Genomic DNA, 14689 nt, shown 5'->3' on the forward strand with positions numbered 1-14689 from the left:
GCGAATTTTATCGACAATCGGCAGCGGAGGCAGGGGCTTTCGGGCTACGTAAGGCGGGGATGCGGCCGAATTCGTTCGAGTTGGGCGGCGACGGACAGGATGGTGGTCTCACCATTCGACGGTCCGACCAGTTGGACCGCCAGCGGGAGCCCATCGCTGGCCATGCCCGCGGGTAGTGAGGCGGCGGGATGTCCGGTCACATTCCAGAGTCCAGTAAAGGCAACCATCGGGACCGAGGCGATTTGTGCGCGGACGGTATTCGTATTGTCGAGGACACCGACCCGCGGTGGGCGGTGTGCGATGGTGGGGGTCAGCAACAGATCGCACTTGTCGAAGATGCGATCGGCCTTGCGCGCCAAGGCTTCACCGCGGCGCATGGCCCATTCGACCACCGGCCGACGTGCCCAGAAAGCGAGCGCCAGGGTTTGGCGAGTACGGCGTTCGAGCCGTTCCGGATGGTCGACGAGCGGGATCTCGGCGCGCACACCACCGTAGAACTGCGGATAGAAGGCGAACGTGAAATCGGGATAGTCCGGATCGATCTCGAAGACCGTGTGGCCCAGTTGGGTAAGGAGTTCGGCGGTGTCGTGCACCGCACGCACATGTTCGGGAACCGCTCTCGCGAGAACCGTCTGTGATTTCGTGGTGTAGCCGATGCGCAGGCGCGTCGGTGCGCGCCGCGCGGCCTCCTCGAACGACATCGCCGGATCGGGCGCGTGGAAGCGATCGGCCGGTGTGGCGCCGCGGATGACGTCGTAGATGATCGCCGAATCCAGCACGCTTCGGGTGAGTGGTCCGATAACGCCCAAAGCCCACCACAGATGTGTGTTCGGTGCGGTCGGCACCCGTCCGCGCTGGGTTTTCAGGCCGAAAAGTCCGCAGCAGGCGGACGGAATGCGGATCGAGCCGCCGCCGTCCCCACCGAGCGCTGCGGGCACCAACCCCGCGGCGACCGCCGCGGCGGAGCCGCCGCTGGAGCCGCCGGTGGAGCGAGTCCGATCCCACGGATTGCGGGTCAGCCCGTAGGTGGTGGACTCGGTGTAGGGCCACTGCCCGAATTCCGGCATGGTGGTCTTGCCGACGATGACCGCACCCGCCGCACGCAGCCGCCGCACCACCTCGGCATCGGCGACCGCCGGGGTGAGGTTGGCGCGGGTACCGAAGGTGGTCGGGACGCCCGCCACATCGATCTCGTCCTTCACCGCGATCGGGATGCCGTGCAGCGGTCCACGCGCCGCGACGTCCAGCTGATCCCGTTCGATGGCTTCGGCGATGGCCTGTTCGTGCAGCACGCGAGTGAAGGCATTGAGCTCGCCCGCCTCTTCGATCCCGTCGAGGGTCGCCTCGATCAGTTCACGGGCCGTCAGCACCCCTTGGTCCAGCAGTTGCCGCTGCTCCCACACACCCGCGGATACGACCTCGCGAAGATCCATCTCTACCGCTCCCTCCGACCCACACGTCGTGTTGTTTCGATCGAGCTGCGAGCAGTCGTCACCTGGCCTGACCTGTGGAATCAGTCATTGATCCGAGCACCGACAGTAGTTAGTCAACTGACCATTCCGCAATTGATACGGACCGCGCGTGCGCTGGGTTCAATATTGCAGGTAACAATATTTCCGAACGCTACAGCCAGGGCACCCCGGCCCGCAGCAACACATTGGCGTACGGCCGGGCCTCGCCGGTGCGCACCACGAATCGGCAGGCTCCGATGCGCTGTTTGAAGTCGTCGTGGTCGATCAACTCGGCGTTGAGGCCGCTGAGCAAGCCCGCGGCCTCCGGATTAGTGTCCGCGACGTCGCGGCTGCCCCAAGCGGCTTCGACAGTCACCTCTCCCAGGATCAGTTCGAGTACCGGCTCGAACCGCGGAAATCCGTAGCTGATGCCCAGGTCGATGACCGGCACGCCGACAGGTGTCGGCAGACCGGAATCGCTGACGGCGAAGAGGTCGGTATGGCGCAGCGCCGTGAGTGCGGCGAGCAATTCGGCGTGAATGAGTCCGCTGGTGCGCAAAGTTCGATTCCTTGTCGAAGAAGGGGGTCAGACGAGGGGCTGGGCGATGGGGATGGCCGCGAGCGCTGTGACGATCTGAGCCCCGGTGGGGTAGGAGGCGTGGGTTCCCGGTGTCTGGACGGCGAGCGCACCGGCCGCGGTGGCGTAGGCCACGGCGCCACCGAGCGGCATACCATCGGCGAGTGCGGTGGCCAGCGCACCGACGAAGGCGTCGCCCGCACCGGTGGAATCCACCGAATTCACCTGTGGCGCAGCCTGATAGCCACCGGCAACCGGGGCCGGCACATCGCAGCGGTGCGCCCACACCGACCCGGCGGCCCCCAATGTGGCGACGACGGACTGCACCCCGCGCAGGCACAGCGAACGGGCCAAGTGGAATGCCTGCTCGGGAGTCCGCGCGGTGGTTCCCGTCAGTGCCGACAGCTCGGATTCGTTGACGATCAGCGGATGGCAGCGGCGCAGCAGCTCATCCGGCAGCGCCGTCGCCGGAGCGGCATTGAGGACGAACCGGCGCGCTCGGCGCGCGGCCCATTCGACCACGTTCGGCGGCACTTCCAACTGTGCGACGACGACTTCCGCCGACCGCAGCAAGTCGGCCTCGGCCATGGTGTCGAGTTCGGATTCGGGTTCCCAGCCGAAGTTGGCGCCGGGGTCGACCACGATCTGGTTCTCGCCGTCGGCGACGGTGATGTAGGCGGTTCCGGTCCGCGCGTCCTGCACCTCGCGCAGTGCGGTGAGCTCGACACCATACTCGCGCAACGATTTTCGCAGTCCGGGATCGGCATCACGGCCGATTCTGGCAATGAATTCGACCCGGCCGCCCGCTCGTGCCACCGCGACGGCCTGATTGGAACCCTTGCCGCCCAGGTTGGTTCGCGAGCGCAGTGCCAGCACGGTCTCGCCGGGCCGCGGCAGCTGTTGCACCTCACAGACGATGTCCTGGTTGACCGAGCCGAGGACGACAACCGTCACGACTCGGCTCCGTTCGCGGTGAGCTCCAGATTGCCGGGTGCGGCACCGGTGATCAATGCGACCAACCGGTCGCCGTCCACTTCGTTGATCCGATGTGCCGCAACGGATTTGCCGCGTCGCAGCACCATGACATTGTCGCAGATCCGCATGACCTGTGCCAGATCGTGGCTGATGATCAATACGGTGATCCCGCGCTCGCGCAGGCCGCGCACCAACTTCTCGACCGCCACGGTCTCCCGCACGCCGAGCGCGGCGGTGGGCTCGTCCATGATCACCATGGATTTGCCCCAGGCCACCGCGCGGGCGATGGCGATGCTCTGGCGTTGTCCGCCGCTCATCCGGCGCACGGTGGTACGCACCGAGGGCACATCGACATCCAGATCGCGCAGGATCTCGCTGCTGCGGGCGATCATCGCCCTGCGGTTGACGATGCCGAACGGATATACCAATTCGCGGTTGAGAAACAGGTTCTGCCACACGGCCAGATCGTCGATGAGAGCGAGATCCTGATACACGGTCTCGATACCCATCTTGCGGGCGTGCTCCGGTGAGCGCAGGCGCACCGGTTCACCCTTGAACAGGATCTGCCCGGTATCCGGTGTCTGCACGCCGGTCAGGCAGCGCACCAATGTCGACTTGCCCGCGCCGTTATCGCCGACCAGGGCGGTGACCTCGCCCTCCGGAATCGTCAGCGAGACCCCGGCCAACGCGCGCACCGAGTCGAAGGACTTGGTGAGCTCGCGCGCCTCCAGCAATGGAATCGTCATGTCCTTGGCCTACTTTCGGAAGCGGGCGATGCCGGCGGCAAGCAGTAGCACCGCGCCGACGGCGACCGGCTGGTAGTACTGCGAGATGCCGAGAATGGTGAACCCGTTGATCAGCGAGGTGAACAGCACCGCACCGCAGACGGTGCCGAGCACCGACGCCTTGCCGCCGGACAGTGACGAACCGCCGAGCACCACTGCGGCGATCGAGCTCAGCAGGTAGGTGGTCTGCAGCGACGGATCCGCGCCGCCGTTGCGGGCGACCAGCATGACACCGGCTATGCCGCACAGCAATCCGGACATGGCGTAGGCGAACAGCCGGATCCGGTTCACCGAGATACCGGTGTCGCGCGCGGCCTCCAGTCGTCCGCCGGCGGCGAGTAGATGAGTGCCGATCCGGGTGCGGAAGATGATGCCCGCCACGACCAGTGCGGCGAGCAGTGCCAGCAGCCAGAACCAGCGCACCGGACCGATACCGTCGAGTGCGAGCCGTTGTAGGAAGCGGGAACTCACGGCCTCGGTATTGCCATGCGTCAGCAGCAGGGTGATGCCGTTGAGCACGCTCAACATGCCGAGTGTGACCACGAAATCGGTCATATGCAGTCGGCCGACCAGCACACCGTTGACGACGCCGACCGCCAGTCCGGCGAGGATCGCCGCCCCGATGGCGACCGCCATCGGGTAGCCGTGGCTGGCCAGATAGCCGAGAACCGCTGCCGCCCATGGCAGATTGGCGCCGACCGACAGATCGATGCCGCCGACGGTGATCGCGAACTGCTGACCGAGCGCGAGCACGGTGAGGATGGTCGAGGCGACCAGCAGATCGCCGATATTTTCCGCCGTCAGGAAGTTCGGGGTGGCGATGAAGAATGCCACCCACAACACGACCAGGGCCAGCGGTGCCGCGAATTCGGCGACCTTGGCGAGGATCTCCGTGCGCCCCTCACGCGCGCGGAGTTCTTCGGTTGCCTCTGCGGTCACTTGTTCAACAGCCCTTCCACCGGGTTGTCGAAGGCGACGATCGGGCGCGGGAACGCCGCGATCTGCTGGTCGACATTGTCCTTGCCGATGAAGGCGATGGGGGAGACCACGCGCTCGGGCAGCTTCTTGCCCTGGTGCTCGGCCAGGCAGCTCTGCACCGCGAGTTGTCCTTCGGCATACGGGTATTGGGTCACCGTGCCGGTCAGGGTGCCCGCCTTGACGGCATCGAGGGCGGCTTGGATGCCGTCGACGGAGATCACCTTGATCTGGCCGGTCCGGCCCGCGTTCTTGATGGCCTGTGCCGCACCGAGGCCCATGGTGTCATTGGCCGCGAAGATGCCGGTGATATCCGGATGCGCCTTCAGGATCGCCTCGGTGACCTGCAGGCCCTTGTCCTGTTCGTAGTCGGCGGGCGCCTTCTGCACGATCTCCAGCTTGCCCGCGACGGCATCGGTGAAGCCCTCGTCGCGGTTGATGCCGTTCTGCTCGCCCGCGATCCCCTGCAGGATTGCGACCTTGCCGGTGCCGCCGAGCGCCTCGAGCATCTTCTGCCCGGCGATGCGGCCCGCATCGAGATTGTCCGAGCCGATGAAGCTCGCATACGACACCCCGGCCTGAGCGGAGGCCTTCGCATCGATCTGGGTGTCGAGATCGAGGATCGGAATGTTCTTGCGCGCCACCGGCGTCAGCGGCGTGATCACATTCGTGGCATTGACCGGCACCACACCGAAGCAGTCGTAACCCTGCGCGGCCAGGGTGGAGATCTGGGCATTCTCACCGTCGGCGTCGGTCTCGGACTGTCCGGCCTGCACCGTGACCTTCACCCCGAGCTTCTGTCCCTCCGCGAGGGCGCCGTCACGCAATGCCGCCCAGTAGGGGTTGGTGAAGTTCCGGGTGACGATCGCGATCTTGAAATCGCCGTCGCCTCCGTCCTGTCCACCGCGACCGCAGGCAGCGGCGGCAAGCGCGCCGATGAGGACAAGCGGCGCCATTGCACGCCTGAATCGAGCATTCATCGTGAGTTCGACCTATCCGTCTCAAGTATCAACTCGTGTTGATCAACGCGAGTTGATGAGTAGTGTGTGACCCGAGTCACCGGCTGTCAAGTACTTGTGCGGAGTGCTTGGATGGACGGTCGGAGCAAGGAGAGATTTCCGATGGCAGTCACACGAGCCGACGTGGCGCGGCTGGCCGGTACGTCACCGGCGCTGGTGAGCTATGTGCTCAATGGCGGACCGCGGCAGGTCGCGCCCGCGACCAAGGCCCGGATCGAGGCGGCCATCGCCGAACTCGGCTACCGGCCCAATATGTCCGCGCGCAGCCTGCGCATGAACCGCGGACATGCGCTGGGCATGGTGATTCCGGACGGCGCGAACCCGTTCTTCGCCGAACTGTCCGCAGTGATCGAGGCGGCTGCCTTCGCGCGAGGGTATCCGCTGTTCGTCGGCAATGCCGCCGGCGACGCGCAACGCGAACGCGCCTATGTGCGCACCTTCATCGATCGCAGAGTCGAAGGGCTGCTTGCGATTTCGTCGTCCTGGGAGACCGGCATCGCCGATGCCTGCGAGGAGGCGGGCATGATCTTGGTGGCACTGGACCGCGTCATCGATCCGGCGCGTTGCGCGCACGTCATGTGTGATTCGGTCGCGGGCGCGGAGCAGGCCGTCGCCCATCTCATCGGACACGGTCACCGCGAAATCGCCTGCCTGAGCGGTCCGCACGTGTCCACCGCGGAGGACCGCGTGCAGGGCTACCGAAATGCGTTGGCGGCCGCCGGACTTGCCGAAGGACGTATCGTGCGAACGGATTTCGGCGGTGCCGCGGGCTACCGCGCACTGGCCGACCTCATGGCCGATTCACGCCGCCCCACAGCGATTTTCGTAACCAGCGATTTACAGGCGATGGGTATGCTCCGCGCCGCCTACGACGCCGGACTGCGCGTACCCGACGACCTCGCCGTGGTCGCCTTCGACGGAATCGAATACTCCCGCTACACCCGCCCCGGTCTGACCACCATGGTCCAGCCCACCCGTCTCATGGGCGAGACCGCCATCGACCTGCTACTACAACAGCTCGACGACCACACACCCCGCCCCGGAGTGGTGAATCTCGAAGCGGCACTGCACACCAGAGGTTCGTGCGGCTGCCCCGACGAGTTCTGAGGGCTACTGGTCGACGGTGAGGCCTTTGGCTTCCAGGATCGCGGCCAGGTTCGAGACCTGGATGGGGGTCTCACCCGTTTTGTAGCGTTCGATGTAGGTCGCCTCTGCGGAGTCGCGCTCGCGGGAGGCGGCGATTGCGGATCGGATTTCTTCGCGTCGGATGACCACGACACCGTCGCAGTCGCCCTTGACGATATCGCCCGGATAGATGACTTGGCCGCCGAAGACAAGGGGCTGGTTGATGGGGCCGAGGGTTTCCTTGACGGTGCCCTCAATGGAGACATGCTTGGCGAAGACCGGGAACCCGAGTTCGCGGATTTCTCGGGTATCGCGTACGCCGCCGTCGGTGACGAGGGCGGAAATGCCGCGGGCGGCACACGCATTGGCGAGGACGTCGCCGAATTGCCCGGCGGGCTGGTCGCCGGATGCTACGACGAGCACGTCGCCGGGTTGGGCATAGCTGATCGCGACCTGCAGCATGATGTTGTCGCGGGGGTGGCAGACGACGGTGAATGCGGATCCGCAGAAGGACATGTCGCGGTCGATGGGTTTGATGTCCGAGTCGAGTGCGCCCTTGCGGCCCTGGGCCTCGTGGATGGTGGCCGCCGAGAAGGTGCCGAGTTCGTCGATGAGTGCGCGGTCGGCACGGTCGATCTTGGTGGTGACGTGAACCATGGTTTCTCCGTGATGGGGTCGGGCTGTGGTCAGCTCAGTGCGGCAACGGCTTTCGCGATTTCGGCGGCGGCGGTGCGCAGCACGTCCGCTGAGGTGGCGAAGGAGATGCGCAGGTATGACGGCGCGCCGTAGGCAGAGCCCTGGATCGTCGCGACCGAGGCGGTCTCGAGCAGATACAGCACGACGTCCTGGTCGTCGTGCAGCACTCGGCCGTCCGGCGTCCGCTTGCCGAGGAGTCCGGCGCATCCGATGAACAGGTAGAACGCGCCCTGCGGCCGCACCGGTGCGAGTCCGTCCACGTCGGCGAGCAGGTCGAACATGAGGTCGCGGCGCGCGCGGTAGCGCACGATCGACTCGGCGACGAAGCTCTGGTCGCCGGAAATCGCCGCGGCCGCGGCCGCCTGGCTGATCGAGGACGGGCAGGACGAGCTCTGCGACTGCAGTTTGTTGATCGCCGCTATGAGATGTGGGTGCCCCACTCCGTACCCGAGTCGCCAGCCGGTCATCGCGTAGGACTTGGAAACTCCGTTGACGACGAAGATCTGATCGCGCAGTTGCGGCGCCACGGACAGCAGGCTCGGGGTGCGCTGATCGGTGAAGACGATCTCGTCGTAGATCTCGTCGCACAAGATGTTCACGTGCGGGTGCCGCTCCAGCACGGTGGCGAGTGCCGCGAGTTCCTCCGCGCTATACACCGCGCCGGTCGGGTTGGACGGCCCGTTGAGGATCACCCATTTCGTGGCAGGAGTGATCGCCGCCTCCAATCCCGCTGCGGTGAGCAGGAATCGGTCCGATTCGGGGCAGTCCACGACAATGGGCGTGCCACCGTGCAGGGTGACCATATCCGGATAGGACACCCAGTACGGCGACGGCACGATGACCTGGTCGCCTTCTTCGACCGTCGCCATCAGCGCCATGAAGATGACTTGCTTGGCCCCGCCGCCGACGGTGATCTCGTTGTCGCCGACTGTGCTTCCGGTCCGGTCGAGTATCCGCGCCGCAATAGCCTGCCGCAGCTCCGGAATACCGTTCACCGCAGTGTATTTGGTGAGCCCGGAGTTCATGGCTGTGATCGCTGCGGCCTTCACATGATCGGGGCTGTCGAAATCCGGTTCGCCTACGGTCAGGTCGAGGATCACCCGACCTGACGCGCGTAGCTCACGAACCCGTTGTGCGGCAGCGGAACTCGGCGATTCTCGCATCCGCTCGACGCGGGCGGCGAGGGCAGCGAGGGGAACGGGAGACATGCTTTCCTCCTGGGGAGATCGACATAGGGTTCAGAAAGCCAGCAGCACTTTGGCGGAGGCCGCGGCATCCTTGGCGACGGCGAAGGCCGCCAAGGCATCTCGAAGGGGGAACTCGTGGCTGATGACCGACTCGACGACTAGGCTCCCATCGGCGAGTGCGTCGAGTACCGCGTCGATCTCGTCGTTGAAGCGGAACGATCCGACGACCTCGAGTTCACGTGTGACGACCAGCGACAGCGGCGCGGGCTGAAGTCCGGTGGGCAGTAGCCCGAGCAGGACCACCCGGCCACCTCGGGTGGCGCCACGAATGGCGGATTCGAGTCCGAAGCGGTTGCCGGAGCATTCGATGACGATGTCGGCGTCCACCGCGGCGATCATGTCGGTGTCGTCGGCCTTCAACGTTGTGGTCGCGCCGAGTTCGCGAGCAATAGCCAGTGGATAATCATGGATGTCTACTGCCGTGATCGCGGCGGCACCGGCGCGGCGCAGTACCGACACCACTAGCGCGCCGATCGGACCGCAACCGATCACCAGCGCGTTCTTTCCCGCGACCTCCCCCGCGCGCGAAACCGCATGCCAGGCAACCGAAGCCGGTTCCGCTACGGCCGCCGTTCGCAGCGGAAGACCATCGGGCAGCGGTCGGAGCATCCGGGACGGCAGCACCGCATAACGCGTGAATGCTCCGTGTGTATGAGGGAATTGGGCCGCACTGCCGAGATAGGTGCACCCGGGCGACAGGTTGGGACGATCGGTGGGATAGCGCGGGCTGTTGCCGCCCGGCGTCGCCGGATGTACCGCCACCCGGGTACCCGTTCCGGGCCCGCCACCGTCTGCGGCCTGCTGGACCACCGTGCCGACCACCTCGTGTCCGAGTAGCATCGGTGCCTTCAGGATCGATTCGCCTGCGGCTCCATGGGTCCAGTAGTGCAGGTCGGATCCGCAGATGCCGCCGTATGCGATTTCCACGACCGTATCGGACGGTCCCGGCGGTGTAAGGGCAATGGCTTCGACGCGAAGATCGCCCGCCGTATGTGCCACGACTCCCAATGTGCGAGAAGGCAATTCGGTCATCGGTAGCAGCGACCTCAATCCTGCCGCCGGACGAATTCGAGCCCACCGGGCACCTGGAACGTCGGCGTGATCTCGATCAGACCCAAATTCACATGCCGCGGTGCGTCGATCGCGAACTCGATGGTGTCGGCGATGTCTTTCGTCGTAATGGATTCGTAGCCTTCGTAATAGGTCTGCCATGCCTCCCGCATCGCCTCGGGTGTGCCGCCGAGATTGCGTCCGAAGATTTCGGTCTCCACCCGGCCGGGGCAGATCTCGGTGACCCGGACACGCCTGCCGATGACATCGTTGCGGAGCTGGCGCGAGATCTGGTGGATCGCGGCCTTTGTCGCGTGATAGGCCGTGTGGCCGTAGAAGTTGTAGAGACCCGCGATGGAGCTGATATTGACAACATGACCGAGGTCTCGTTCGACCATGCCCGGCATCAGCAGCCGACACAGATGTAGCACGGCACGGAGATTGACGTCGACCATGGCATCGACCGATTCCGGTGCTGCGTCGAGGATATTCCCGGTGGCCGATACCCCGGCGTTGTTGACCAGGACATCGATTTCGAGCTGGCCGACCGCATTGGTGAGTGCGGCGGTATCGGTGACATCGACAGCGAGCGGGATCATCCCGGTCCGTGCGGCCACCTCGTCGAGCCGTGCGGCGTCGCGGGCGACGCCGTACACGGTGAGGCCACGCTTGGCGAGCGTCTCGGTGATCGCGGCTCCCATCCCGGTATTGGCTCCGGTGACGAGGGCGGTTCGGTAGTCGTCGAAAGGCATGACACTCCTTGTCTCGGGTGAGTCCGTTCTGCTTGTGGTCAGAGCGTGTCGCGCAGGGGCAGGTGGGCACGGTCGGTGACGGTGCTGACCGCCGCGAGCGTGCCGAGTGCGGTGGCGACGGCATAGACGGCCGGGACGTAGATGCCGAAATGCGGGATGAGCCAGGTCATCAGCAGCGGTGCGGTGCCGCCGAACAGCGCCGATGAGATGTTGTAGCCGAGCCCGTAGGCGGAGTACCGGACCCGGGTCGGGAACAGTTCGACGATGAGGATGTGGATGACCGCGGTGTGCCCGGCGAAGATGACGGCCATGATGCAGGCGCCGAGCACCGCGAGTGCGAAACTGCCGGTCGCGATGAGGGCGTAGCAGGGGATAGCGCCGACGGCCATCGCGATCGCGGCACCGGCGATCACCTTCTTACGGCCCAGCTTGTCCGACAGTGCACCCATGAAAGGAATCGCGATGCTGATCGCCACCAGACTGGCGGCGGTGACGATAAGTGCTGTGCCGGTGGAGAATCCGATCTTGTCGCCCTTGAGGAAAGTCGGCATGTAGGAGAACAGGACGTAATAGCCGGAGCCGTTCATCAACGGGATGAACAGGGCGAGCAGCATGGCCCTGCGGTGTTCGGGCGTCGCGAACGCTTCTTTCAGCGGGTTGCGTGACAGGCCGCCGGATTCCTTGAGCTTGCCGAAATTCGGGGTGTCGCTGATGGCGCGGCGAATGTACCAGCCGATCAGGCCCATCGGGATCGCGATGAGGAATGGAATCCGCCAGGCCCAGCTGCCGAATCCGCCGCCGTGGATGGCACTCGCGTTCAACCACGGGGACATCGTGAAGGCGACCAGGGTCCCGGTAAGCAGGGCGAGGAAGGAGGCGATCTGGGCGTAGCTGGTGATCAGTCCGCGTTTGCCCTCGGGCGAATGTTCGGCGAGGAAGGTCATCGCACCGGCGGCCTCACCGCCGACCGAGAATCCCTGTGCCAACCGCAAAGAGATCAACAACGCGGGTGCCGCGACGCCGATGGCCGCATAGGTCGGCAGGACACCGATACCTGCCGTCGCGACGCTGATCAGCATGATGACGAAGACGAGCATCTTCTGGCGGCCGATCTTGTCGCCGAGGATGCCGCAGACCACCGCGCCCAGCGGACGCACGAAGAAGGAAATCGCATATCCGGCGAAGACCAGCAGCAATGCGTCACTCGACTTGGAAACATCGAAGAACACGATGGCAAGGGCGGTTGCCATGAAGGCGAAGATGCCGTTGTCGTATAGCTCGACGAAGATGCCGACGCAGCCGGCCAGTACGACCTTGCGGATCGAGCCGGACGGCGCCGCATGCGTGTGGTCGGTGGGCACGGACCCGGCCGGGGCCGGAGAGATCGTGTCGGTCATGGGTACTCCAGGTGACTGTGGCGGATCTGGTCTGCGCGGGGCCCCTGCGTGGTTACGCAAGCTGCCGCATTCGGGGCCTGACCGTGCAGACCGGGCCGGTGGCAAGTGTTGGTGTGGATGGGAATTCGGAGGCAGTCGTAGGCATTTGCCACACGGGTGCGTAGTCGATCGATCGCGGCCTGCTGCGCGCGGTAGCGGCGCAGCGCGTCGGGAATGCCGATGTGCCGGAATCGGACTCGCTGACCGGGCCGGGCCTGTCCCAGTTGCGACAAGCCGGTTGCGGTGACGACTGCGAGCACTGGATAGCCCGCTGTCACGCCGCGGCCACGGTGCAGCACGAGCAGTTCGTTTCCGGCGGGCACTTCGACGGCTCCGATCGGTACGCCCCGGGATAAGACCTCGGTCCGGCTCTCTCGTTGCGGGACGGCACCATCGGGACTGAGCCGGAGTCCGATGTGATTGCTGTTGTCGCCGATGACGAACGAGGTATCGAACAGTCGCGTGGCGGTGCTGCCGAATTCGGCGATATCGGGTCCATCGGTGACATCGATGGTCCAAATTCCGGTGAGCGCGGGGCGTGCAATGCCGAAGTGGAACAACGGAATTCGGAAATGTGGGTGGTCGAGTAGCGGCCCGTCGATCTCGACGTCGACATTTGCCCCCGCAGTCAGTTGTCGACCGAAACCGAGTACCGGATCCGGAGCGCAGCTGTCGAGCAGATAGTTCGCGGAAATCGTCCCGTGCACCGCGACGTAGACCCGAAGTCCGTCGCGGATGCCGCGAACGGTGAGTTCGGTGCCTGCCGCCCAGATGAACGGTTCCCACTGGGAGCGGGTGACACCGTCGACGCATACGTCGGCGGGTGCACCGGTGATCGCGACGAGTAGATCGGTGCTCGCGACGGCACCGAAATCCAGCGCGACCAGTTCGAGCAGCGGTGCCGTGCGCGCACTGCCGACCAGGGCGTTGGCGACTTCGGCGCTGTACTGGTCGAGGGCACCGCCGGTCAGCTGGCCGATCCGTGAGGCTCGGCGGCGACCAAGATCCTGGACGGTGGTGATCCCCGGGATCGTCACGGTGATGGTCTCAGCCATGCAGCACCCCCTCGAACCGGGACCATTCGTGGGCCGCGATGGCATGGAACCGAAACGTGTCGCCGGGCCGGAAGGCGGACAGCGGCTCGGTCGTCGGGTCGACCATGGTGCGCGGGGTTCGACCTATGACGGGCCATCCGCCGGGCGCTGGCCGTGCCGAAACGACAGCCTGTCGACCGGCCACTGCCACGGCTCCGGCGGGTACATGCGGGCGCGGGACGACGCGTCGGGGTACCGGCCGCGGGAAGGCGGGACCGTCGAGCATCGGCGCGCCGCCTGGGGATCCGAAGCAGCGCATGGTGAGTGGTGAGGATCCGTGCACGCGGATCACCTCGGCCGGGGACAGCCCCAACTGGTCAGCCACGTCGTCGAGATCCGGACCGTACTCGCCGCCGTAGACCACGGGGATATCGAAATGCCGGGCCGGGCGTGGCGTCGGTGCTACCGAATCTCGTACGAGATTCGCGAGCAGCTGTCGAATATCGTCGTGAGTGCTTGCCGCGCAGTCGAATTCGATGAGCACGGCGTCGTAGGTGGGAATGACGCCGGTAATCGCGAAGCGGTCCGCATCGGTGTCGATCGCGGCAGCGATCGCGTGCACAGCTCGCCAGCATTCTTCTCGGTCGGCACCCTGCGCAGTGACGCGTACGGCGGAATCACCGCAGGCCACGACCCGGAAGGCGACTCCCGCTACACCGGACATGGTTCGTTTTCCTTACCGGCACGATCCGCGAGTACCTCGGGCAGCGGGACGATGTGCACACCCGCCGCAATGAGCGCGGTCCGGATCGCCCGTGCATTGCGTACTGTGTCTGCGTTGTCGCCGTGCAGAAGCAGTGTGTGCGGACGGACAGAAAGGCTTGTGCCGTCGACGGATTCGATGATCTCCTCGGTCACCATGCGCACCGCTCGGCGGGCGAGGACCTCGGGGTCGTGGATGACCGCACCCGGCTCGGATCGCGGGACGAGGGTGCCGTCTGCGCGATAAGCGCGATCCACGATGCCGACGATTCCGACCCGAATCCCCTGTGCGCGAGCGTGGTCGGCGAGTTCGCCGTCCTGGGCGAGCACGATCAGGTTCGGATCGAACGACCCGACGGCATCGACCACGGCCGCGGCGTAGTCGGCGCGGGTCGCCACCAGGTTGCCCAGGCGGCCGTGCGGCGCCACATGCGACACCGTGGTGCTGTACGCGACGGTGAAGGCGTGCAGCGCGCCGAGTTGGTACAGGACATCGGTGCGCACCTCGTCGGCGGAGAGGTCCATGGCCCGCCTACCGAAGCCGACCAGATCCGGAAAGCTGGGGTGCGCGCCGATACCGATGCCGCGGGCAACGCACTGACCGACCGTCCGGTCCATGGTCTGCGGATCGCCCGCGTGGAAACCGCAGGCGATATTGGCGGAGGTGAGGACGTCGAGCAGCGCGTTGTCATCGCCCATCGTCCACGCCCCGAAACTCTCGCCGATATCGGCGACGAGATCGATCTTCCATGCCATGGATGCCTCCGCGGGGTGGGAAACTGCGAGCACCGTATGAGTGAACGTG

At 65.6% G+C, this 14689-nt stretch carries 15 protein-coding genes; 1 reads left to right on the forward strand and 14 read right to left on the reverse strand.

All coding sequences use genetic code 11. The features are described from left to right. Nucleotides 1-44: 44 nt before the first annotated feature. The 6 genes from ACIBI6_RS04730 to ACIBI6_RS04755 form a co-directional block, all read right to left on the reverse strand. Nucleotides 45-1433, reverse strand: a complete 1389-nt coding sequence (locus ACIBI6_RS04730) for an amidase (protein WP_364354804.1) — start codon at nucleotides 1431-1433, stop codon at nucleotides 45-47. Between the two features lie 190 nt (nucleotides 1434-1623). Then, nucleotides 1624-2010, reverse strand: a complete 387-nt coding sequence (rbsD, locus tag ACIBI6_RS04735; RefSeq protein ID WP_364354807.1) for a D-ribose pyranase — start codon at nucleotides 2008-2010, stop codon at nucleotides 1624-1626. A 27-nt stretch (nucleotides 2011-2037) separates the two neighbouring features. After that, the gene (locus tag ACIBI6_RS04740) at nucleotides 2038-2982 is read right to left on the reverse strand and encodes a ribokinase (protein WP_364354810.1); all 945 of its coding nucleotides are present in this window, start codon (nucleotides 2980-2982) and stop codon (nucleotides 2038-2040) included. Continuing rightward, nucleotides 2979-3749, reverse strand: a complete 771-nt coding sequence (locus tag ACIBI6_RS04745; protein WP_396955329.1) for an ATP-binding cassette domain-containing protein — start codon at nucleotides 3747-3749, stop codon at nucleotides 2979-2981. Before ACIBI6_RS04745 ends, ACIBI6_RS04740 begins: the two co-directional genes overlap by 4 nt. A gap of 9 nt (nucleotides 3750-3758) precedes the next feature. Further along, complete coding sequence (locus ACIBI6_RS04750; protein ID WP_396955330.1) at nucleotides 3759-4727, reverse strand: ABC transporter permease; 969 nt, start codon at nucleotides 4725-4727, stop codon at nucleotides 3759-3761. After that, nucleotides 4724-5719 (reverse strand): substrate-binding domain-containing protein, encoded by a 996-nt coding sequence (locus tag ACIBI6_RS04755; protein WP_396955331.1) that lies wholly within the window; start codon nucleotides 5717-5719, stop codon nucleotides 4724-4726. The genes ACIBI6_RS04750 and ACIBI6_RS04755 overlap by 4 nt, the downstream gene beginning before the upstream one ends. 165 nt (nucleotides 5720-5884) lie before the next feature. Here ACIBI6_RS04755 and ACIBI6_RS04760 point away from each other — a divergent pair, with 165 nt between their 5' ends. Next, on the forward strand, nucleotides 5885-6889 hold the full coding sequence (locus ACIBI6_RS04760; protein ID WP_364354822.1) for a LacI family DNA-binding transcriptional regulator: 1005 nt from the start codon (nucleotides 5885-5887) through the stop codon (nucleotides 6887-6889). Nucleotides 6890-6892: 3 nt separating this feature from the next. Here ACIBI6_RS04760 and ACIBI6_RS04765 read toward each other — a convergent pair whose 3' ends face one another. The 8 genes from ACIBI6_RS04765 to ACIBI6_RS04800 are packed head-to-tail and all read right to left on the reverse strand — an operon-like array spanning nucleotide 6893 to nucleotide 14640. After that, entirely contained in the window at nucleotides 6893-7564 is a 672-nt protein-coding gene (locus ACIBI6_RS04765; RefSeq protein ID WP_396955332.1) for a 4-carboxy-4-hydroxy-2-oxoadipate aldolase/oxaloacetate decarboxylase, read from the reverse strand. A gap of 29 nt (nucleotides 7565-7593) precedes the next feature. Next, on the reverse strand, nucleotides 7594-8811 hold the full coding sequence (locus ACIBI6_RS04770) for an aspartate transaminase (RefSeq protein WP_396955333.1): 1218 nt from the start codon (nucleotides 8809-8811) through the stop codon (nucleotides 7594-7596). A gap of 30 nt (nucleotides 8812-8841) precedes the next feature. Next, nucleotides 8842-9882: an L-idonate 5-dehydrogenase gene (locus tag ACIBI6_RS04775; protein ID WP_396955334.1), complete on the reverse strand. Its 1041-nt coding sequence runs from the start codon at nucleotides 9880-9882 to the stop codon at nucleotides 8842-8844. Nucleotides 9883-9896: 14 nt separating this feature from the next. Next, entirely contained in the window at nucleotides 9897-10652 is a 756-nt protein-coding gene (locus ACIBI6_RS04780) for an SDR family oxidoreductase (RefSeq protein WP_364354834.1), read from the reverse strand. 38 nt (nucleotides 10653-10690) lie between these two features. After that, nucleotides 10691-12049, reverse strand: coding sequence for an MFS transporter (locus ACIBI6_RS04785; RefSeq protein WP_364354837.1), 1359 nt, complete (start codon nucleotides 12047-12049; stop codon nucleotides 10691-10693). After that, nucleotides 12046-13143 (reverse strand): biotin-dependent carboxyltransferase family protein, encoded by a 1098-nt coding sequence (locus tag ACIBI6_RS04790; RefSeq protein ID WP_396955335.1) that lies wholly within the window; start codon nucleotides 13141-13143, stop codon nucleotides 12046-12048. The genes ACIBI6_RS04785 and ACIBI6_RS04790 overlap by 4 nt, the downstream gene beginning before the upstream one ends. After that, nucleotides 13136-13846: a carboxyltransferase domain-containing protein gene (locus ACIBI6_RS04795; RefSeq protein WP_364354843.1), complete on the reverse strand. Its 711-nt coding sequence runs from the start codon at nucleotides 13844-13846 to the stop codon at nucleotides 13136-13138. Before ACIBI6_RS04795 ends, ACIBI6_RS04790 begins: the two co-directional genes overlap by 8 nt. Next, nucleotides 13834-14640 carry a LamB/YcsF family protein gene (locus ACIBI6_RS04800; protein ID WP_396955336.1) on the reverse strand — a complete coding sequence of 269 codons (807 nt, stop codon included), beginning with the start codon at nucleotides 14638-14640 and terminating at the stop codon, nucleotides 13834-13836. The genes ACIBI6_RS04795 and ACIBI6_RS04800 overlap by 13 nt, the downstream gene beginning before the upstream one ends. Nucleotides 14641-14689: the final 49 nt, after the last annotated feature.

The sequence above is a fragment of the Nocardia sp. NPDC050412 genome (assembly GCF_044458825.1).
Classification (GTDB): domain Bacteria; phylum Actinomycetota; class Actinomycetes; order Mycobacteriales; family Mycobacteriaceae; genus Nocardia.

Excerpts from the sequence above, each read along its gene's own strand:
- ACIBI6_RS04730 (WP_364354804.1), bottom strand. The coding sequence starts at position 1,433 with ATGGATCTTCGCGAGGTCGTATCCGCGGGTGTGTGGGAGCAGCGGCAA.
- ACIBI6_RS04745 (WP_396955329.1), bottom strand. The coding sequence starts at position 3,749 with ATGACGATTCCATTGCTGGAGGCGCGCGAGCTCACCAAGTCCTTCGAC.
- ACIBI6_RS04755 (WP_396955331.1), bottom strand. The coding sequence starts at position 5,719 with ATGGCGCCGCTTGTCCTCATCGGCGCGCTTGCCGCCGCTGCCTGCGGT.
- ACIBI6_RS04760 (WP_364354822.1), top strand. The coding sequence starts at position 5,885 with ATGGCAGTCACACGAGCCGACGTGGCGCGGCTGGCCGGTACGTCACCG.
- ACIBI6_RS04765 (WP_396955332.1), bottom strand. The coding sequence starts at position 7,564 with ATGGTTCACGTCACCACCAAGATCGACCGTGCCGACCGCGCACTCATC.
- ACIBI6_RS04770 (WP_396955333.1), bottom strand. The coding sequence starts at position 8,811 with ATGTCTCCCGTTCCCCTCGCTGCCCTCGCCGCCCGCGTCGAGCGGATG.
- ACIBI6_RS04775 (WP_396955334.1), bottom strand. The coding sequence starts at position 9,882 with ATGACCGAATTGCCTTCTCGCACATTGGGAGTCGTGGCACATACGGCG.
- ACIBI6_RS04780 (WP_364354834.1), bottom strand. The coding sequence starts at position 10,652 with ATGCCTTTCGACGACTACCGAACCGCCCTCGTCACCGGAGCCAATACC.
- ACIBI6_RS04785 (WP_364354837.1), bottom strand. The coding sequence starts at position 12,049 with ATGACCGACACGATCTCTCCGGCCCCGGCCGGGTCCGTGCCCACCGAC.
- ACIBI6_RS04790 (WP_396955335.1), bottom strand. The coding sequence starts at position 13,143 with ATGGCTGAGACCATCACCGTGACGATCCCGGGGATCACCACCGTCCAG.
- ACIBI6_RS04795 (WP_364354843.1), bottom strand. The coding sequence starts at position 13,846 with ATGTCCGGTGTAGCGGGAGTCGCCTTCCGGGTCGTGGCCTGCGGTGAT.
- ACIBI6_RS04800 (WP_396955336.1), bottom strand. The coding sequence starts at position 14,640 with ATGGCATGGAAGATCGATCTCGTCGCCGATATCGGCGAGAGTTTCGGG.